Genomic DNA, 18244 nt, shown 5'->3' with positions numbered 1-18244 from the left:
GCGCGGAGCTCGTGGTCAGTGGGCGGTCCAGCCGCCGTCCATGGAGAAGGACGTGCCGGTGACCGAGCCGGAGGCCGGCCCGCAGAGGAAGAGCGCCAGGGCCGCGACCTCGTCCGGCTCGACGAGACGCTTGACGGCGACCGGCGCGAGCATGACCTTCTCGACGACCTCGGACTCGGGGATGCCGTGGGTCCGGGCCTGGTCGGCGATCTGGGCCTCGACGAGCGGGGTCCGGACGTAGGCCGGGTTGATGCATGTCGACGTGACGCCGTGGGGGCCGCCCTCGAGGGCCACGACCTTCGACAGGCCCTCGAGACCGTGCTTGGCCGTGACGTAGGCCGACTTGAAGGCGCTGGCCCGCAGGCCGTGGACGCTGGAGATGTTGATGACCCGACCCCAGCCCCGCTCGTACATGTGGGGCAGGCTCTGCCGGATCAGACGGAACGGCGACACGAGCATCAGGTCGAGGATGAACTCGAACCGGTCGACGGGGAAGCCCTCGATGGGGCTCACGTGCTGGATGCCCGCGTTGTTGACGAGGATGTCGATGTCGGTCGGCAGCTGCGCAAGCGAGTCGAGGTCGGCGAGGTCTGCAGTGACGGTGTCGAGGTCGTAGCCCTCGGCCATGGACGCGAGGCCGTCGGCGTCCCGGTCGACGGCGTGCACCCGGGCGCCGGCGCCGGCCAGAGCCCGGGCGACGCTCGCCCCGATGCCGCTGGCGGCTCCGGTGACGAGGGCGGTGCGGCCGGTGAGGTCGATGGCGAGGTTGACCGCCGAGGGAGCTCCGAGAGGGGAGTCCGGGGCGTCGTCGCGGGCGTCGTTGCGGGCGTCGGGCATGCGGGAAGACTAGGTACGCGCGCCAGGAACGCCTGTGTGCTCACCGAACACAAAAGCGCCGATCTCATGTGGAGACCGTCCGCACGGTTTCGCGCCCCGAATCCCACTGTGCCGTCGCGATGGTGCTGCGGATGGTGCTGCCTCCGGTGGGGTCATCGCCCCACCGGCGGCAGCACCATCCGGCACGTCATCGGCAGCATCGCCTGCCGGGCGTGGATCAGATGTCGCGGAAGACCTCGATGGTCGCGCCGAGGGCGTTGAGGCGCTCGGCGAGGTCCTCGTAGCCGCGGTTGATGACGTAGACGTTGCGCAGCACCGAGGTGCCCGGGGCCGCGAGCATCGCGAGCAGCACCACGACACCGGGACGCAGCGCGGGAGGACACATGACCTCGGCCGCGCGCCACCGGGTCGGGCCCTCGACGATGACGCGGTGCGGGTCGAGCAGCTGCACCTTCGCGCCGACCTTCGTCAGCTCGGTGAGGTAGATGGCGCGGTTCTCGTAGACCCAGTCGTGGATCATCGTGCTGCCCTCGGCGACGGCGCCGATGAGCGCGAAGAAGGGCAGGTTGTCGATGTTGAGCCCGGGGAAGGGCATCGGGTGGATCTTGTCGGTCGGTGCCTGCAGCGGGCCGGGGATCGTCGTGAGGTCGACGAGGCGGGTCTTGCCGTTGGCCGAGGTGTACTCACCGCTGAGGTTGTACTTCATTCCCATGCCGTCGAGCGTGGCGAGCTCGATCTCGATGAACTCGATGGGCACGCGGCGGATCGTGATGGCGCTGTCGGTGACGACGGCGGCCGCGATGAGGCTCATCGCCTCGATGGGGTCCTCGCTGGGGGAGTACTCGACGTCGACGTCGATCTCGGCGACGCCGTGGACGGTCAGCGTCGTCGTACCGATGCCGTCGATGCGCACGCCCAGCTTCTCGAGGAAGAAGCAGAGGTCCTGGACCATGTAGTTGGGGCTCGCGTTGCGGATGACCGTCGTACCCGCGTGACGGGCGGCCGCCATGAGGACGTTCTCGGTGACGGTGTCGCCGCGCTCGGTGAGCACGATGGCCCGCTCGGGATTGACCGAGCGGTCCGAGCGCGCCTCGTAGAAGCCGTGCGTCGCGGTCACCTCGAGACCGAAGGACCGCAGGGCGGCCAGGTGCGGCTCGACGGTACGGGTGCCGAGGTCGCAGCCACCGGCATACGGGAGCTGGAAGCTGTCGTGCTCGTGGAGCAGCGGCCCGAGGAACATGATGACGGTGCGCGTGCGGCGGGCCGCCGCGACGTCGATGTCGTCGAGGTTGAGCTCGGCGGGCGGGATGATCTCGAGGTCGCTGCTGTCGGGCAGCCACCGGGTCCGGACGCCGATCGAGGCGAGGACCTCGAGGATCCGGTTGACCTCCTCGATGCGGGCCAGGCTGCGCAGGGTCGTGCGGCCCCGGTTGAGCAGGGCGGCGCAGAGCAGCGCGACGGCCGCGTTCTTCGAGGTCTTGACGTCGATGGAGCCGGTGAGCTTCTGGCCGCCGACGATGCGCAGGTGCTGCGGGCCGGAGTGGCCGAGGGAGACGAACTCGGAGTCGAGCGCGTCACCGATCTTGGCGAGCATGTCGAGGCTGAGGTTCTGCTTGCCCTGCTCGATGCGGGTCACGGCGCCCTGGGACGTGCCGAGCAGCTCGGCGAGGTCCGACTGGGTCATCCCCTTGTGGCGTCGCGCGTCGCGGATGAGTCCGCCGATCCGGGTCAGGTAGGTCTGAGACACGGCTTCGAGGCTAACTCATATATGAGTTATGGCAAATCGCCCCCGCCGCGGCGAGGCCACGGACCCGTCGGGTGGGTCCGTGGCCTCGCGGTGGCATCTGACGTATGCCGGGTGGTCGCCACCGGGGCGACCGTGACCGGTCAGGCGGGCGCGTTGGCCACCCCGGCCGGGAGGAAGCGCGAGCCCGTCACGGCCTCGGCGACGCCCGTGCGGTCGAGCAGGGGCGTGATGCCGCCGTTCCAGAACTGGAAGCCGGCGCCGGTGATCATGGCGAGGTCGATGTCCATCGGCGCCTGGGCGACGCCCTCGTCGAGCATCCGGCGCGACTCGTCGGCGAGGACCGTCAGCACCCGCTGGCGCACCTGGGCCAGGTCGAGGATCACCGGCTCGGACGGCTTCTCGATGAGCTCGGCGACCTCGGGGTCGAGCACCGGCCGGCCGGAGCTGAGGTCGTAGAAGCCGCGCTTGCCCGCCGCGACGATGCGCTGGAGTGTCGGCGAGGCGTAGAAGCGGTCGGGGAACGCCTTCACGAGCGTCTCACCGTTGTGCAGCGCGATCGCCGGCCCCACGAGCCCGATGAGGACGAACGGCGGCATCGGGGCCAGGCCGGCGAAGGCGCGGTCGACGACCTCGATCGGCGTGCCCTCGTCGAGGATCTTGGCGGCCTCACCCATGAAGCGGCCGAGCAGCCGGTTCACGATGAACGACGGCCGGTCCGCGGCCCGGATGGACGTCTTCTTCAGTGCCTTGCCGACGGCGAAGGCCGTTGCCAGAGTGGGGTCGTCGGTGCGCTCGCCGGGGATGATCTCGAGGAGCGGCATGACGGCCACCGGGTTGAAGAAGTGGAAGCCGACGACGCGCTCCGGGTGCTGGAGCGCCCCGGCCATCTCGGCGATCGACAGGCTCGAGGTGTTCGTCGCGAGCACGCACTCCGCCGACACGACGGCCTCGACCTCGGCGAAGACCTGCTGCTTGACCGACATCTCCTCGAAGACCGCCTCGATGACGAAGTCGGCGTCGGCGAAGCCGTCCTTGCTCTTGGAGCCGGAGACGAGAGCCTTGTAGCGGTTCAGCCGGTCGGGGTTCAGACGGCCCTTGCCCGCGAGCTTGTCGAGCTCGGCGTGGACGTAGCCGACACCCTTGGCGACACGCTCGTCGTCGACGTCGGTCAGGACGACGGGCACCTGGAGGCGCTGGATGAAGAGCAGCGCGAGCTGGCTGGCCATGAGGCCGGCGCCGACGATGCCGACCTTCGTGACGGGTCGGGCGAGCGCCTTGTCGGGGGCACCGGCGGGGCGCTTGGCGCGCTTCTGCACGAGGTCGAAGGCGTAGAGCCCGGCCCGCAGCTCGTCGCTCATGAGCAGGTCGGCGAGGACCTCGTCCTCGGCCGCGAAGCCCTCCTCGCGGGTCGCGGTGCGCGCGGCAGCGAGCAGGTCGAGGGCGGCATACGGGCTCCTGGCCTGGCGCCCGGTCTTGACGTCGGCGAGGCCTCGGGCCTTGGCGATCGCGGCGTTCCAGGTGGTCTCGTCGCGGTCGACCTCGGGTCGCTCGACGGTGACCTCGCCGGACAGGACGCGTGCGGCCCAGGCGATCGACTCCTCGAGGAAGTCGGCCGGCTCGAGCAGCGCGTCGGCCATCCCGAGCTCGTAGGCCTGGGTGCCCTTGAGCATCCGGTTCTGGCTCAGCGGGTTGTCGATGACGACGGTGAGGGCCTTGTCGATGCCGACGAGGTTGGGCAGCATCCAGCACCCGCCCCAGCCGGGGACGAGGCCGAGGAAGACCTCGGGCAGCGCGACGGCGGGCACCCCGGCGCTCATCGTCCGGTAGGTGGCCGACAGGGCCAGCTCGACACCGCCGCCCATGGCGGCGCCGTTGACGAAGGCGAACGTCGGGACCGGCAGGTCGGAGAAGGCGGCGTATGCCGCGTGGCCGGCCCGGGCGATCTCGAGCGCCTGGTCGCGTGCGCCGATGAACGGCACGCCGGTGAGGTCGGCGCCGACGGCGAAGATGAACGGCTTGCCCGTGACGGCGACGGCGACGATCTCGCCGGCCTCGGCCCGCTCCCGCAGGCGCGCGACCGTCTGGGCGAGACCGGCGATCGACTGCGGGCCGAAGGTGTTGGGCTTCGTGTGGTCGAACCCGTTGTCGAGGGTGATGAGGGCGAGCCTGCCGCCGCCACCCGGGAGGTCGATGTCGTGGACGGGCGTACGGGTCACGACCTCGCTCGCGAAATCGGCTGCAGCCGTGGGCTTCTCGGTCGTGGCGGTCACGCGACGTCCTCCTTCTCGATCGAGGCGACGTAGTCCTCGTGGTGCGGGTTCTCCCAGATGACGGCGCCGCCCATACCGATGCCGATGCACATCGCGGTCAGGCCGTAGCGCACCTCGGGGTGCTCCTCGAACTGGCGCGCGAGCTGGGTCATGAGGCGGACCCCGGAGCTGGCGAGGGGGTGTCCGGTGGCGATGGCGCCGCCGTACTCGTTGACGCGGGGGTCGTCGTCGGCGATGCCGAAGTGGTCGAGGAAGGCGAGCACCTGCACGGCGAAGGCCTCGTTGAGCTCGAAGAGGCCGATGTCCTCGATGGTCAGTCCGGCCTTGGCCAGGGCCTTCTCGGTGGCCGGCACCGGCCCGACGCCCATGACCTCGGGCTCGACCCCGACGAAGGAGAAGGAGACGAGGCGCATCCGGACGGGCAGGCCGAGGTCGCCGGCTGCCTGCTCGGAGGCGAGCAGGCAGGCCGTGGCGCCGTCGTTGAGGCCGGCGGCGTTCCCGGCGGTGACGTTGCCGTGGGCGCGGAACGGGGTCTTGAGCTGTCCCAGGTCCTCGACGGTCGTGCCGGGGCGCGGCGGCTCGTCGGCCGTCGCCAGGCCCCAGCCCTTCTCGGCGTGGCGCGTGGCCACGGTGACGAGGTCGCGCTGGATCTTGCCCTCGGCATAGGCGCGAGCGAGCTTGTCCTGGCTGCCGACGGCGAAGGCGTCGGAGCGCTCCTTCGTCAGCTGCGGGAAGCGGTCGTGGAGGTTCTCGGCCGTCTTGCCCATGACGAGCGCGTCGGGGTCGACGATCCGCTCGGACACGATGCGCGGGTTCGGGTCGACGCCCTCACCCATGGGGTGGCGGCCCATGTGCTCGACGCCGCCGGCGATGGCGATGTCGTAGGCGCCGAACGCGATCGAGCTGGCGGTGTTGGTGACGGCCGTCATCGCGCCGGCGCACATGCGGTCGACGGAGTAGCCGGGGGTCGTGTCGGGCAGTCCCGAGAGCAGCGCGGCCGTTCGGCCGAGGGTGAGGCCCTGGTCGCCGATCTGGGTGGTCGCGGCGATGGCGACCTCCTCGACCTTGTCCTTGGGCAGGTTGGGGTTGCGGTGCAGCAGCTCGCGGATGCACCGGATGACGAGGTCGTCGGCGCGGGTCTGGGCATACATGCCCTTGTCGCCGGCCTTGCCGAACGGCGTCCGGACGCCGTCGACGAAGACGACCTCATGTAGTGCGCGGGGCACAGTGCCTCCCAGTGGATCGAGGGTGATCGTGGTGGATCAGGGTCGACGGGCCGGCGTGGACACCGGCGTCGGGCCGCGACAGGACGCGGCCTCCTCGATACTACTTCTCGGTAACTTCCGGGCCAACGGACGTCCGGGTGACCATCCTCACGAACCGTCAGGCAGGCGGGTTCTCGCCGCAGGCCAGGGAGATCAGCGGGGCCGTGATCGTCGTCTGCCACCGTCGGGCGCCCATGGCGGCCAGGGCCTGGGCCACGTCGGCCGTCGTCGGTGCGGCCGGTCCCTCCCAGAGGAAGCGGCGCAGCAGGTCAGGCGTCAGGAGGTTCTCGACGGGAACCGCCAGCTCCTCCGAGACGGCGCCGAGCAGCTCGCGCGAGCGCGCGAGGCGGGCAGCCGCCACGGGGTCACGGTCGCCCCAGGCCTTGGGTGGCGGAGGGCCGCTCGGCGGCAGCGACAGCACGGGCAGGTCGGTCTCGGGCAGCTCCAGGGCGTGCGCGACGACCTCGATGATCGCCTCCTGGTGGCGCCGCACCGAGCGGGCGAGCCTCGGCTCGGCTGACCCGACCGTGCGGGGCGGCTTGGTCGCGCGCTGGTTGGCGATGGCGATCTCGCTGATCGCGGCGTCGGGCAGGATCCGACCGGGCGAGGTGTCGCGCTGCTGCGCCATCGCGTCGCGCCACAGCCACAGCTCGCGCACGATGGCGAGGCCACGACGGCCCCGGACCTTGTGCATGCCGGACGTGCGACGCCACGGGTCGACCCGTGGCTCGGGACCGGTGAAGTCGAGCAGGTGCTCGAACTCCTCCGTGGCCCAGGCGATCTTGCCCTGCGCGGTGAGCTCGGCGGCCACCGCGTCACGGAGGTCGACGAGCACCTCGACGTCGAGGGCGGCATACCGCAGCCACGGCTCCGGGAGGGGACGCACCGACCAGTCGACCGCGGAGTGCTCCTTGGCGAGCTGGAGGCCGAGGTAGTGCTCGACCATGGCCCCGAGGCCGACGCGGGGGAGCCCGGCCAGGCGGCCGCCCAGCTCGGTGTCGAAGAGCGACTGCGGACGCAGTCCCACCTCGGCCAGGCAGGGGAGGTCCTGGGTGGCGGCGTGCAGGATCCACTCGGCATCGCCGATGGCCTCGCCGACGGGAGACAGGTCGGGACAGGCGATGGGGTCGATGAGCCACGAGCCGGAGCCCTCTCGCCGGATCTGGACGAGGTAGGCGCGCTGGCCGTAGCGGTAGCCCGAGGCGCGCTCGGCGTCGATGCCCACCGGGCCGGTGCCCGCACCGATGGCCTCAGCGGCACGCATCAGGGTGCGCTCGTCGACGACGACGTCGGGCACGCCGTCGCGCGGGTGCGTCAGGGGGACGAGATCGGGGACGAGATCGGGGACGAGGTCAGGTGCGAGATCTGGTGCGAGGTCGTCGGCGACGTCGAGGTCCTCGGTGGGCTCGTCCGGCTCTGCCGTCACCGTCGCTGCCCCGGGAGGGGGACGACACCGTCGGGCAGGGGAGGGATGCCGGCGATGGTGCACAGCATGTCGGCCCAGGCGCGCAGGTGGTCGGCGACGTCCCCGGCCGCCGGCGTCCACGACGCACGGATCTCCATCTCGACGCTGGCCTCGCGGTCGGCCAGGCCGGCGAAGCTCTCGCTGACGACGCGCGTGACCGTGCCCGCCTCGGCCGTCCAGCCGAGGTCGCGGTGGGTGAGGGAGTCGGTGAGCCAGGACCAGCCGACCGCCCCGAGCATGGGGTCGCCGGCCAGCTCGGGCTCGAGCTCGGCCCGGGCGAAGGTGACGATGCGCCACTGCCCGTCCCACGTCTCGGGGGCCGCCGGGTCGTGGAGCACGACGAACCGCCCGGTGGCCAGGTCGTCGTCGGGGTCGGCGATGTCGATGACGTCGGCGGTCAGGGCGGCGGCGTACGGCGCGATGCGCGTCGGGGCCGGCACCTCGGTCAGGCGCACCTCGGAGCGCAGACGGACGTCTCGCAGGGCGCTGAGCGTCCGTGCGAAGACCGCGCCGTGGTTGCCCGGCAACGTTCGCGTGTGCACCAGATGAGGGTATGCCGGAGTCGGGCGATCTGTCCTCAGGGCGCGCCGGACGCGCGTGGCGCGGGGCCCCCCGCCCCCCGTGGCAGGATTGACCGGTGCCGACCCCTGCCCCGCCATCCACCCGCCAGAGCGACCTCGTCCGCGCGGCGCGCCGCGAGTCGGTCACCCGGACCCCGGTGTGGTTCATGCGTCAGGCCGGCCGGTCGCTGCCCGAGTACCGCGCCGTCCGTGAGGGCATCCCGATGCTCGAGTCATGCATGCGCCCCGACCTCGTCACGGAGATCACGCTGCAGCCGGTGCGCCGCCACGGCGTCGACGCCGCCATCTTCTTCAGCGACATCGTCGTCCCCCTCAAGGCGATCGGCGTCGACCTCGACATCGTCCCCGGCGTCGGCCCGGTCGTGGCGCGGCCGATCCGCTCCGCGGCGGACCTCGACCAGCTCGTCCCGCTGACACCCCAGCACGTGCCCTTCGTCACCGAGGCCGTCCAGCAGCTGGTGCGCGAGCTCGGCGACATCCCCCTCATCGGTTTCGCCGGCGCTCCCTTCACCCTCGCCTCCTACCTCGTCGAGGGCGGTCCCTCGAAGAACCACGAGAAGACCAAGGCGCTCATGCACGGCGACCCGGGCCTGTGGGACGCCCTCTGTGCCCGGCTCGCCCAGATCTCCGGCGAGTTCCTGCGCGTGCAGGCCCAGGCCGGGGCGAGTGCCGTCCAGCTCTTCGACTCGTGGGCCGGCGCCCTGTCCAGGGCCGACTACGCCGCGCGGGCCATGCCGCACTCCGCCGTCGCGCTCGGCGCCGTCGCGGACCTCGACGTGCCGCGCATCCACTTCGGGGTGGGCACGGGCGAGCTGCTGGCCCTCATGGGTCAGGCCGGCGCCGAGGTGGTCGGGGTCGACTACCGGGTGTCGCTCACCGATGCCGTCGAGCGGCTCGGGCCGACGTATGCCGTCCAGGGCAACCTCGATCCAGCCCTGCTGTTCGCGCCGTGGGACGTCCTCGAGCGTCGTGTGCGCGAGATCGTCGAGGAGGGCCGGCTCGCTCCCGGCCACATCTTCAACCTGGGCCACGGAGTGCTGCCCAGTGTCGACCCCGACGTGCTGACGCGGGTGACCGAGCTCGTCCACGAGTGCTCGAGCCGCCGATGACGACAGCGGCTCCGTCGGTCGCACGCTCCAGCCTCACCATGCTCGGGGGGTCCGTGGCCTCACGCGTGCTCGGTGTGGTGCGCAACGGCCTGCTGACCGCCATCATCGGAGCACAGCTGGCCGGTGACGCGTTCTCCCTCGCGAACACCCTGCCCAACGTGCTCTACGTCCTCGCGGCCGGCGGCATCCTCAACGCGGTCCTCATCCCGTCGCTGGCGCGGGCCATGAAGCTCGAGGACGGCGGCCAGGAGTTCACCGACCGCGTCATCACGGTCGCCCTCGCCGGAATGGCGGTCATCACCGTCGTCGTCATGGCCGGCGCCGGCGGGTTCGTGTGGCTGCTGGCGCGCAACTCCTCTCCGCAGTTCAAGGATCTCGCCCTCGCCTTCTCCCTCATCTGCCTGCCGCAGATCTTCTTCTACGGCCTCTTCGCGCTGCTCGGCCAGATCCTCAACGCGCGGGGCCGGTTCGGCGCGTTCGCGTGGGCCCCCTTCATCGCCAACGTCGTCGCGGTCGCCGGCCTCGTCCTCTTCCTCATCGTCTTCGGGCGCCCGGACGACGGGGCCGGGGGACACCAGCGCCCCCGCGCCCCGTCCGAGTGGACCGGGCCGATGATCTGGCTCTTCGCGGGGTCGGCGACGCTCTCCGTCGTGGTCCAGGCGCTCTCGCTCGTGCCGGCCCTGCGACGGACCGGATTCCACTACCGCCCCCGCTGGGGTCTGCGCGGCGTCGGGCTCGGCGGGGTCAGCCGGCTGGCCCTGTGGGCGTTCGCGGGTCTGGCGGTCTCGCAGATCGGCTTCTTCATCAGCCAGGGCGTGCTCAACAACGCCACCGCCTCCGCGCAGTCGCTCGGACTGGAGCAGGCGGCGCGCGGGCCGGCGGCCTACGGCATCGCCTTCACGCTCTTCATGCTGCCGCACGCCTTCGTCACGGTCTCGATCATCACGGCGCTCTTCCCGCGCTTCTCGGCAGCGGCGGCCGCTGGTGACACGGCGAGCCTGCGGCGCGACTTCCGCACGGGGCTGACGATGCCCCTCGTGGCCAACGTGCCGATCATGGTGGCCGTCATCGTGCTCGCCAACCCCATCGTCGCGCTGCTCAACCCGGGCATCGACACGCGCTCGGTCGAGGTCTCCGGCAGCGTCCTGATCATCATGATCCTCGGACTCGTGCCGTTCGGCCTCGACCTGCTCTGCTACCGGATGTTCTTCGCGCTCGAGGACGGCAAGCCGACCGTCGTGATGCAGGCCCTGCTCACCGGTATCAGCGCGCTCGCCGGTGTCGTGACGCTCTTCGTCAACCCGGTCTGGGCCATCGGGATCATGGCGATGGGCCAGACCGTCGGCAACGTCGTGAGCTCTGCGGTGGGCCTGTACCTCCTTCGACGACGCACCGGGCCACTCGGCCTCTCGAGCGGCATCGTCACCACGGCGCGCGTCGGCGTCGCCGCGACCGTCGCCGGACTCGTCGCGTCGGGGGTCACCCTCGTGCTGCACCCCATCACCGGGGCGGCCATCGACAGCTCGTCGTCGGACCTCAAGCGGATGTTCGCCAGCGCCCTCGAGATCGGTCTCGTCGGGCTCGTCTTCGGCGTCATCTACGTCGGCATCGCCCACGCCCTCCACGTGCGTGAGGTGCGCCAGGTCGCCGACCTGCTGCGCCAGCGGCTCGGTCGCTGACCGAGCCGCCGGCACCGTCACGCCGCTCAGTCGTCCGACGAGGACGGGCCGGAGACCCCGGCGCCCGCCGACGGCCCGGGGCCGGACGCTGTCGTCGCGGCGGACGGCGTGGCGGGCTGGACGGTCGGAACGGCGACGGCTGGAGAGGTCGCGGGCACCGCGGAGGTGGCGGACGGCACACCCACGCCCCGCCGGCGCCGCAGCCGCAGGCCGAGCAGGGCGATCGGCACGAGCAGGACGAGCCACGGCAGCAGCACGGCCAGGCCGGTGACGATGACGGTGACCGAGCCGAGCAGGCCGTCCCAGGCCGTGCGCAGACCGCCGGGGACGCCGTCCTGGGTCGCCACGGGCGTCGTCGCATCGGTCCAGAGCGCCACCGTCACGTCGCTCATCGTCGTCATCGCGTCCAGCTGAGCGAGGCGCTGCTCGAGAGAGTCCAGGTCGGCCTGACGACGGCTCAGCTCGCTCTCGAGGGTGATGACCTGCTGGAGGTCGGTCGTCTTGGCGAGCAGCGCACGCACCCTGTCGATCCCGTCACGCATGGGCTGGATGCGGGCCTTGGTGTCGATGTAGGTGTCGGTGACGTCCTGCGACTGGGACGAGCGGTAGCTCACCGTCCCGATCGCCGACAGCCTGGTCAGCACGTCGTCGAGGGTCTTGGCCGGCACGCTGATGACGAGCCGCGCCTCGTCGAGCCCGATGACGGAGCTCGAGGGGCTCAGGGATCCCGAGGAACCCGTGGAACCCGAGGAGCTCGCCCCGGAGCTCGGGTCGACGCCGCCCGGCCCCATCGGTCCGCCCACCGGTCCGCCTGTCGGGTCGACCGCGGTGACGACGTTCTCGGACGTCACCTGCCCGCCGACGTCGGTGGCGACGACGCGGACGCGGGCCGCCGATCCCGTGAGGTCGCCGACCTTGATCCCGAGCCAGGCCGACCGGGCGATCTTCGTCTCCACGACCGTGACCGAGCCCAGGCCGGCCCCCGGGACGGCGCCGGCGTCGGCGGGGGCCTTGACCCCCGCCCCCGCGTTCGCGTCGGTCTGCCTGCCGGCACCCGGAGCCACTGCCCCGTCGCGGGTGAGCGCCCCGGGACTCACCTCACTCGCCGACGAGCCGCCCGATGACGCTCCTGAGGAGGACGAGGACCCGTGGAGCGCTCTGAGGCCCAACGGGATCGAGAGCGCGAGGACGGCCGCGACCACGAGGAGCACGGGGAGGAGCCGCCGTCGCGCAGGGGGTCGGGACGTCAGACGCGGCAGCGGTGGCAGGTGGGACGCAGCGGTCATGGCAGGCCTTCCGACGGGTCGCCTCCGCGCCGGAACGGGACGGTCCCGGGCCCGCGGGAGTAGTGGCGACGTGCTTGTCTGTGAAGACACGCGGGCGGTCCCGATCGTTGCGGTCGTAGTCCGCGGGACCGTGGCCGCGGTCCCCATGACGCCTCAGCTGCTGCGTGCCTCGCGCCCGCGGCGCACCCGGCGCACCACGAGCCAGCCGAGGAGCGCGAGCACCGCGCCCCTGACGACCCAGTCGAGCACCGACGAGTACTGGTCGACGAGCTCGTAGCGGGAGCCGAGCAGCCAGCCGAGCCCGATGAGCAGCCCGTTCCAGACGGCGCTTCCCGCGACGGTGAGGACCGAGAACCGCGCGAGCGGCATGCGGACCGCACCCGCCGGCAGCGACACGAGGCTGCGCACCCCGGGCACGAGCCGGCCGAAGAAGACCGAGCGCCGGCCGTGGTCGGTGAACCACTCCGTCGCGCGCACGAAGTCGTCGCGGTCGACGAGAGGCAGACGGCCCATCACGTCGACGGCCCGCTCCTGTCCGAGACGAGCCGCCAACAGGTAGAGGGCGAGCGCTCCGACGTACGAGCCGATCGTGCTCGTGACCACCAGCAGCGTCAGGTCGAGCCCGCCCTGGCGGGCGATGAATCCGGCGAGCGGGAGCACGACCTCGCTGGGGATCGGGGGGACGACGGTCTCGAGGAAGGTCAGGGCGGCGACACCCCACTCACCGAGCCGCTGGATGACGCGGTAGGCGATCCCGACGAGACCGGACAGCTCCGCGGTTGGCTGGGCGACGAGCAGCGCGGGGGTACCCATGCGCCCAGCCTCCCTCAGGGGCCGGGCCACGGACAAACCGCCGGCCTCCGGGTGAAAGAGTGGCCACATGGTCAGGTCGGTCGCAGTCATCGGTGGCGGGATCAGCGGCCTCGCGGCCGCCTGGGAGCTGTGCCGGATCGATGGCGACGTCACCGTCACCGTCCTCGAGGGCTCGGACCGGCTCGGCGGGAAGCTCCGTCTCGAGGACGTCGGGGGCGTCCGCATCGACGTCGGGGCCGAGTCGGTGCTGGCCCGTCGCCCCGAGGCTCTGGCCCTCTTCGACGAGCTCGGCGTCGACGACCTCGTCACGCACCCCGGTCCGGCCGGCGCCTCCATCGTCTCGAGGGGGAGGCGCTGGGCGATGCCGCGCGGGACCCTCATGGGCGTGCCGTCGGACCCGTCGTCGGTGCGGGGGCTCCTCACGGACGAGGAGGTCGACCGTCTCGCCCACGAGATCGTCACGGGTCCCGTGACGGGCGACCTCTCGGTGGGCGATCTCGTCGATGCCCGGCTCGGTGCGGCCGTGACCGACCGACTCGTCGAGCCGCTGCTGGCCGGGGTGTACGCCGGCCACTCGCGAGAGATCTCGGCGGAGCTGGCCGTGCCGGCGCTCGCGGCCGCGGCGCACGACGGACGCCCGCTGCTCGACGTCGCCCGGGCCGCTGCGGTCGCCGCGGCGAGCGGGCCGCAGGCCGGCCGTCCCGTCTTCGCCACCCTCACCGGTGGTCTCGGGACGCTGCCCGAGGTGCTCGAGCGCCGGCTTCTCGCCGCAGGCGTGCAGATCCGAACGTCTGCGATGGCCCGCACGCTCCGTCGCGACGGGGCGGGATGGGTCGTCTCGACCGGACCCACGACCGCCGTCGTCGACGAGCGCTTCGACGCCGTCGTCCTCGCGGCCCCGGCGGCCCCGGCGTCCCGTCTCCTGCGTGACGTGGCCCCTGCCGCAGCCGCCGCTCTCGGCGCCCTGGAGTACGCCTCGATGGCCATCGTGACCCTCGCCCTCGACGGTCCCGCGCCGGCCGTGCTCGACGGCAGCGGCTTCCTCGTGCCCCCCACCGAGGCGCTGACGATCAAGGCGTCGACCTTCAGCACGGTGAAGTGGCCCTGGCTCGCCGCCGCGCACGCCGACCGGACGTTCCTCCGGGCCTCCGTCGGGCGCCACCGCGAGGAGGCCGGCCTCCAGCGGCCGGACGACGACCTCGTCGACGTCGCGCTCGCGGACCTGAGGACCGTTCTCGGGCCGGGCTTGCCCGATCCCGTCGCCACCCACGTGCAGCGCTGGGGCGGGGGGCTGCCGCAGTATGCCGTGGGGCACCGTGCGCGTCTGGCTCCCACCCGCCTGCTGCCCGAGGGGCTCGCACTGTGCGGCGCGGCCTACGACGGCGTCGGGATCCCGGCGTGCATCGCCTCGGGGCGATCGGCGGCCCGTGCCGTCGTGACCCCCGGGTGAGAGCCTCCGGAGCACGGGGGATGATGGACCCATGAGCGAGCGCCTGACCCCGGCCCAGATGCGAGAGATCAACGACACCATCCGCTACTGCATGTGGTCGGTGTTCAGCAGCGTCACGCCGCTCGGCGACGACCGCGGCAAGGTCACGGCCGAGCTCGAGGCGTTCCTGGCCGACCTCGCCGAGGAGGGCGTCGTGGTGCGGGGCCTCTACGACGTGGCCGGCCTGCGTGGCGACGCCGACTTCATGGTGTGGTGGCACGCCGAGACGATCGAGCAGCTCCAGTCGGCCTACCACCGGCTCCTGCGCACCGAGCTCGGTCAGCACCTCGAGCCGGTCTGGAGCAATGCGGCGCTGCATCGTCCGGCCGAGTTCAACAAGAGCCACATCCCCGCCTTCATGGCCGACGAGGTCGCCCGCAAGTACATCTGCGTCTACCCCTTCGTCCGCTCCTACGAGTGGTACCTCCTCGAGGACGGCGAGCGCCGCGACCTGCTGCGTGAGCACGGCCAGATGGCCCGGGACTTCCCGGACGTGCGGGCCAACACCATCGCGTCCTTCGCCCTCGGCGACTACGAGTGGCTCCTGGCCTTCGAAGCCGACGAGCTTCACCGCATCGTCGACCTCATGCGCGAGCTGCGCGCCTCCCGGGCGCGCATGCACGTGCGTGAGGAGATCCCGTTCTTCACCGGTCCGAAGGTCGAGCCCGCCGAGCTCGTCGCCAACCTGCGCTGACACCCGCCCGAGGACGCGGGCGCGCTCAGTCGTCGAGCGCCCTGGCCATGATCGCGATGATCGGCACGAGCAGGAACGCGAGCCAGCTCTTCGTGGTGAAGAAGGCTGCGAGGGCGATGAACGGCGACAGGCTGACGAGCGTGCGGCCGATCCTGCTCCGAGCCGACCTCCCCGGCGCCGTCCCGCCCGGGTTCGGCGCCCGCGTCACGCCTGCGCCCGGCGCGGCCACGGGGCGGAGGGCCGGCCGCGGCTCCGGCAGATCGGTGAAGAGCGAGGTCAGCTCGCGCCGGACGATCGCGTCCGTGGCCCGACCGCGCCGGTCCTCGTACTCGTCGGCGTCGAGGCGACCGGCCGCGTGGTGCTCGGCCAGCGCGGCCAGGGCCTCCTCGCGCTCGGCGGTGCCGATGCGGATGTCGCCGTCGTCCTCCATGGGACGAATCTAGGCGAGGAGACCCGTCGCCGCAGCGGGGTCGGTGGGGTCGGCGGGGTCGGCCGGCGACGGACGTCAGGCCTGGGGTGCCGTGTCGTCGTCCGGCTGGAGTCGCAGCGAGATGGAGTTGATGCAGTAGCGCTGGTCCGTCGGGGTGTCGTAGCCCTCACCCTCGAAGACGTGGCCGAGGTGGGAGCCGCAGTTGGCGCAGCGCACCTCGACGCGCTTCATCCCGAAGGCGCGGTCCTCGATGTACTCGACCGTGTCACCGGCGAGGGGGGAGTAGAAGGACGGCCACCCGCAGTGCGACTCGAACTTCGTGTCGCTGCGGAACAGCTCGGTGCCGCAGGCGCGGCAGGAGTAGACACCCTGGGTCTTCGTGTCGGTGTACTCGCCGCGGAAGGCCGGCTCGGTGCCGGCCTGTCGCAGCACCTGGTACTCGGCGGGCGACAGGATGGCGCGCCACTCCTCGTCGGTGCGCTGGACGGCATACGGCTTGTCGGAGGTGCTCGAGGCGTCGCGATGGCTCATGTCCACACCAACGCCACGCGGGCCGGGTTTGTGCCCGGCGAGCCGGTGACGTGCCGCCCGAGCTCCTTTGCGACGATGAGCGCGTGCAGGTGCGCCGACTCGTCTCGCGTCCGGTGCTCGTGGCGGCCGCCGCGGGCACCGGCTCCGTCGTGGGCGTGGCCGGCGGGACCGTCGCTGCGGCCGCCTACTTCGCCCGCAAGGTCATCACCCCGGACGAGCTGCAGCCCGACGACGTCGAGATCCTGCGTCACGACGCGGGGACGGTCACCTTCGGCCTGACCCCGGAGACGGCCGTTCCCGGGCGCTACGGCGTGTGGCTCGACGGGGGAGCGGGTCACGTGCGCGTGGGCGACATCGTCCGGACGGACGCCGTGTCGGTGACGCGACGGCTCCTCGCCGTCGACCGCGGCGTGCTCGAGGTCGGACCCGCACGCTGGAACCAGTACTACTACTGGGACCGGCCCTCGGTCAGTCTCGAGCTGCCCGACGAGGACGTCAGCATCCTGTCCGACGTCGGACCGCTGCCCGCGTGGCTGGTGCGTCCCGACGGCGGGTCGGCCGGTGGCGACTGGGCCGTGCTCGTGCACGGTCGGGGTGCCCGGCGGGAGGAGACGCTCCGCGCCGTGCCCGTCCTGCGCGAGGCGGGGTGGACGAGCCTGCTCGTGTCCTACCGCAACGACCGCGACGCCCCACGCGGGCCCGACGGCCGCTACAACCTCGGGCTCTCGGAGTGGCGCGACGTCGAGGCGGCGATGGGGTATGCCGTGTCGCACGGTGCGCGGCGCATCCTCCTGCTCGGGTGGTCGATGGGTGGTGCGATCGTGCTGCAGACGCTGGACCGGTCACCCCTGTCGAGCCGGGTCGTCGGGGTGGTGCTCGACTCGCCCGTCATCGACTGGGGGGTCGTGCTGCGCCACCACGGTCGCCTGCACCGGATGCCAGGGCCGCTCGTGCGCGTGGCCACCGACCTGCTGGGGTCGCGCCGCAGCCGTCGGCTCGTCGGCGTGCGTGAGCCGATCGACGTCGCGCGCACCGACTGGGTCGCCCGGGCGGACGAGCTGCGTCACCCGATGCTCGTCATCGCCTCCGACGGCGACGACTTCGTGCCGATCGGTCCGGCCGTCGCCCTCGCGGGGCGCCGTCCCGACCTCGTGGGGTTCGAGCGCTGGGACACCGCCCGGCACTGTCGGGAGTGGAACTACGACCCCGAGCGCTGGGAGCGGGTGCTCCGCGCCTTCGTCGAGGGCCGCTGAGCATCCCGTCCGCGGTCAGGTCACGACGCGTCGCGACGCACGAGCCAGCGGCCCATCAGGGTGCCGTCCTGCTCGACGAGCAGCTCGATGTCGAGGTCGACCGGGGTGCCGTGGGGCCCCACGGGGCGGGGGTGCTCGCCCCCGACGACCTGTGGCGTGATCGAGAAGCAGAGCTCGTCGAGCTGGTCGGCCGCGAGGAAGGAGGCGAGCAGGCTCGGTCCTCCCTCGGTCAGGACGTGGCTCCAGCCCCGCTCGCCCAGGGCGGAGACGAGGGCCGCGACGTCGAGCTCGGCGTCCCCGCAGACGATGACGTTGTCGTCGCCCAGGTCTCGCCGCGCCGCGGCGAGGCCCGGGGCCGAGGCCGGGACCGCCAGCAGGGCCCGACCGTCGCGGCAGCCGCTCAGCGTCGGCGGCACGTCGCCACGGTTGCTGACGGCGACGAGGGGCAGCGCGTCGGGCAGGCCGAGGCCGCGCCGGGTCTCGACGAGCGAGTCTGCGACGGACAGTGGGGGATAGCCCTCCGCGCGGATGGTTCCCGCCCCGACGACGACGACGTGGCTGAGCGCCCGGAGCATCTCGAACACGACGTGGTCCGCGTCGTTGTTGATCGATCCGGACCTCCCGTCGGCGCCCGTCGCAGCGCCGTCGAGCGAGGTGACCATGTTGCAGCGCACCCACGACCCGGCCGGGGCGGCATACGCGGTCGCCAGCGAGGCCGTGTCGAGGTGTGCCAGGGCGGGCAGGCCTGAGCGGCCGGGAACGAGCAGCTGCATCCGGCCAGTATCGGCGACCCCC

16 protein-coding genes are annotated in these 18244 nt (G+C 72.2%); 5 read left to right on the top strand and 11 right to left on the bottom strand.

What is annotated here, in order from left to right; all coding sequences use genetic code 11:
- Positions 1–15: 15 nt before the first annotated feature.
- The 6 genes from TAE01_RS05255 to TAE01_RS05230 all read right to left on the bottom strand — a co-directional run bounded on the left by TAE01_RS05255 (position 16) and on the right by TAE01_RS05230 (position 8126).
- Positions 16–837 (bottom strand): 3-hydroxybutyrate dehydrogenase, encoded by an 822-nt coding sequence (locus TAE01_RS05255; protein ID WP_147064168.1) that lies wholly within the window; start codon positions 835–837, stop codon positions 16–18.
- Between the two features lie 217 nt (positions 838–1054).
- Positions 1055–2584 carry a helix-turn-helix domain-containing protein gene (locus tag TAE01_RS05250; protein WP_147064166.1) on the bottom strand — a complete coding sequence of 510 codons (1530 nt, stop codon included), beginning with the start codon at positions 2582–2584 and terminating at the stop codon, positions 1055–1057.
- Positions 2585–2724: 140 nt separating this feature from the next.
- Positions 2725–4854, bottom strand: a complete 2130-nt coding sequence (locus tag TAE01_RS05245) for a 3-hydroxyacyl-CoA dehydrogenase NAD-binding domain-containing protein (protein WP_147064164.1) — start codon at positions 4852–4854, stop codon at positions 2725–2727.
- The gene (locus TAE01_RS05240; RefSeq protein WP_147064162.1) at positions 4851–6080 is read right to left on the bottom strand and encodes a thiolase family protein; all 1230 of its coding nucleotides are present in this window, start codon (positions 6078–6080) and stop codon (positions 4851–4853) included. The genes TAE01_RS05245 and TAE01_RS05240 overlap by 4 nt, the downstream gene beginning before the upstream one ends.
- A 157-nt stretch (positions 6081–6237) precedes the next feature.
- Positions 6238–7545 (bottom strand): HRDC domain-containing protein, encoded by a 1308-nt coding sequence (locus TAE01_RS05235; RefSeq protein WP_147064160.1) that lies wholly within the window; start codon positions 7543–7545, stop codon positions 6238–6240.
- Positions 7542–8126 (bottom strand): DUF3000 domain-containing protein, encoded by a 585-nt coding sequence (locus TAE01_RS05230; RefSeq protein ID WP_147064158.1) that lies wholly within the window; start codon positions 8124–8126, stop codon positions 7542–7544. Before TAE01_RS05230 ends, TAE01_RS05235 begins: the two co-directional genes overlap by 4 nt.
- A gap of 95 nt (positions 8127–8221) precedes the next feature.
- On the opposite strand from TAE01_RS05230, the gene hemE reads away from it, so the two are divergent.
- A complete protein-coding gene (gene hemE, locus TAE01_RS05225; RefSeq protein ID WP_147064156.1) occupies positions 8222–9274 on the top strand; it encodes a uroporphyrinogen decarboxylase in 1053 nt (350 codons plus the stop codon).
- Positions 9271–10953 carry a murein biosynthesis integral membrane protein MurJ gene (gene murJ, locus TAE01_RS05220; protein ID WP_246111152.1) on the top strand — a complete coding sequence of 561 codons (1683 nt, stop codon included), beginning with the start codon at positions 9271–9273 and terminating at the stop codon, positions 10951–10953. Before hemE ends, murJ begins: the two co-directional genes overlap by 4 nt.
- Before the next feature lie 26 nt (positions 10954–10979).
- Here the strand turns inward: murJ and TAE01_RS05215 are convergent, their stop codons facing one another.
- Together TAE01_RS05215 and TAE01_RS05210 are read right to left on the bottom strand one after the other, a co-directional pair.
- The gene (locus TAE01_RS05215; RefSeq protein WP_186815050.1) at positions 10980–12239 is read right to left on the bottom strand and encodes a DUF4349 domain-containing protein; all 1260 of its coding nucleotides are present in this window, start codon (positions 12237–12239) and stop codon (positions 10980–10982) included.
- Between the two features lie 153 nt (positions 12240–12392).
- Entirely contained in the window at positions 12393–13052 is a 660-nt protein-coding gene (locus TAE01_RS05210; RefSeq protein ID WP_186815049.1) for a DedA family protein, read from the bottom strand.
- A 67-nt stretch (positions 13053–13119) separates the two neighbouring features.
- On the opposite strand from TAE01_RS05210, the gene hemG reads away from it, so the two are divergent.
- Together hemG and hemQ are read left to right on the top strand one after the other, a co-directional pair.
- Complete coding sequence (hemG, locus tag TAE01_RS05205) at positions 13120–14502, top strand: protoporphyrinogen oxidase (protein ID WP_147064150.1); 1383 nt, start codon at positions 13120–13122, stop codon at positions 14500–14502.
- A 31-nt stretch (positions 14503–14533) separates the two neighbouring features.
- Positions 14534–15235, top strand: coding sequence for a hydrogen peroxide-dependent heme synthase (gene hemQ / locus TAE01_RS05200; protein WP_147064148.1), 702 nt, complete (start codon positions 14534–14536; stop codon positions 15233–15235).
- Between the two features lie 25 nt (positions 15236–15260).
- Here hemQ and TAE01_RS05195 read toward each other — a convergent pair whose 3' ends face one another.
- Together TAE01_RS05195 and msrB are read right to left on the bottom strand one after the other, a co-directional pair.
- Positions 15261–15665 (bottom strand): DUF1707 SHOCT-like domain-containing protein, encoded by a 405-nt coding sequence (locus TAE01_RS05195; protein WP_147064146.1) that lies wholly within the window; start codon positions 15663–15665, stop codon positions 15261–15263.
- 75 nt (positions 15666–15740) lie between these two features.
- Positions 15741–16196: a peptide-methionine (R)-S-oxide reductase MsrB gene (gene msrB / locus TAE01_RS05190; protein WP_147064143.1), complete on the bottom strand. Its 456-nt coding sequence runs from the start codon at positions 16194–16196 to the stop codon at positions 15741–15743.
- 83 nt (positions 16197–16279) lie between these two features.
- On the opposite strand from msrB, the gene TAE01_RS05185 reads away from it, so the two are divergent.
- Complete coding sequence (locus TAE01_RS05185; protein WP_147064141.1) at positions 16280–17449, top strand: alpha/beta hydrolase family protein; 1170 nt, start codon at positions 16280–16282, stop codon at positions 17447–17449.
- A gap of 20 nt (positions 17450–17469) precedes the next feature.
- Here TAE01_RS05185 and TAE01_RS05180 read toward each other — a convergent pair.
- Positions 17470–18244 (bottom strand): dihydrofolate reductase family protein (locus TAE01_RS05180; protein ID WP_307723824.1); only part of this gene is annotated, 775 nt, incomplete at its 5' end.

The organism is Terrabacter aerolatus (assembly GCF_007991735.1).
In the GTDB taxonomy this organism is placed as follows: domain Bacteria; phylum Actinomycetota; class Actinomycetes; order Actinomycetales; family Dermatophilaceae; genus Terrabacter; species Terrabacter aerolatus.
This window is presented reverse-complemented; position numbering and strand designations above follow the sequence as displayed.

What these genes read in the sequence shown, in the direction of transcription:
- TAE01_RS05215 (WP_186815050.1), bottom strand. Translation starts at nt 12,239, where the DNA reads ATGACCGCTGCGTCCCACCTGCCACCGCTGCCGCGTCTGACGTCCCGA.
- TAE01_RS05195 (WP_147064146.1), bottom strand. Translation starts at nt 15,665, where the DNA reads ATGGAGGACGACGGCGACATCCGCATCGGCACCGCCGAGCGCGAGGAG.
- hemG (WP_147064150.1), top strand. Translation starts at nt 13,120, where the DNA reads ATGGTCAGGTCGGTCGCAGTCATCGGTGGCGGGATCAGCGGCCTCGCG.
- TAE01_RS05255 (WP_147064168.1), bottom strand. Translation starts at nt 837, where the DNA reads ATGCCCGACGCCCGCAACGACGCCCGCGACGACGCCCCGGACTCCCCT.
- hemQ (WP_147064148.1), top strand. Translation starts at nt 14,534, where the DNA reads ATGAGCGAGCGCCTGACCCCGGCCCAGATGCGAGAGATCAACGACACC.
- TAE01_RS05210 (WP_186815049.1), bottom strand. Translation starts at nt 13,052, where the DNA reads ATGGGTACCCCCGCGCTGCTCGTCGCCCAGCCAACCGCGGAGCTGTCC.
- msrB (WP_147064143.1), bottom strand. Translation starts at nt 16,196, where the DNA reads ATGAGCCATCGCGACGCCTCGAGCACCTCCGACAAGCCGTATGCCGTC.
- murJ (WP_246111152.1), top strand. Translation starts at nt 9,271, where the DNA reads ATGACGACAGCGGCTCCGTCGGTCGCACGCTCCAGCCTCACCATGCTC.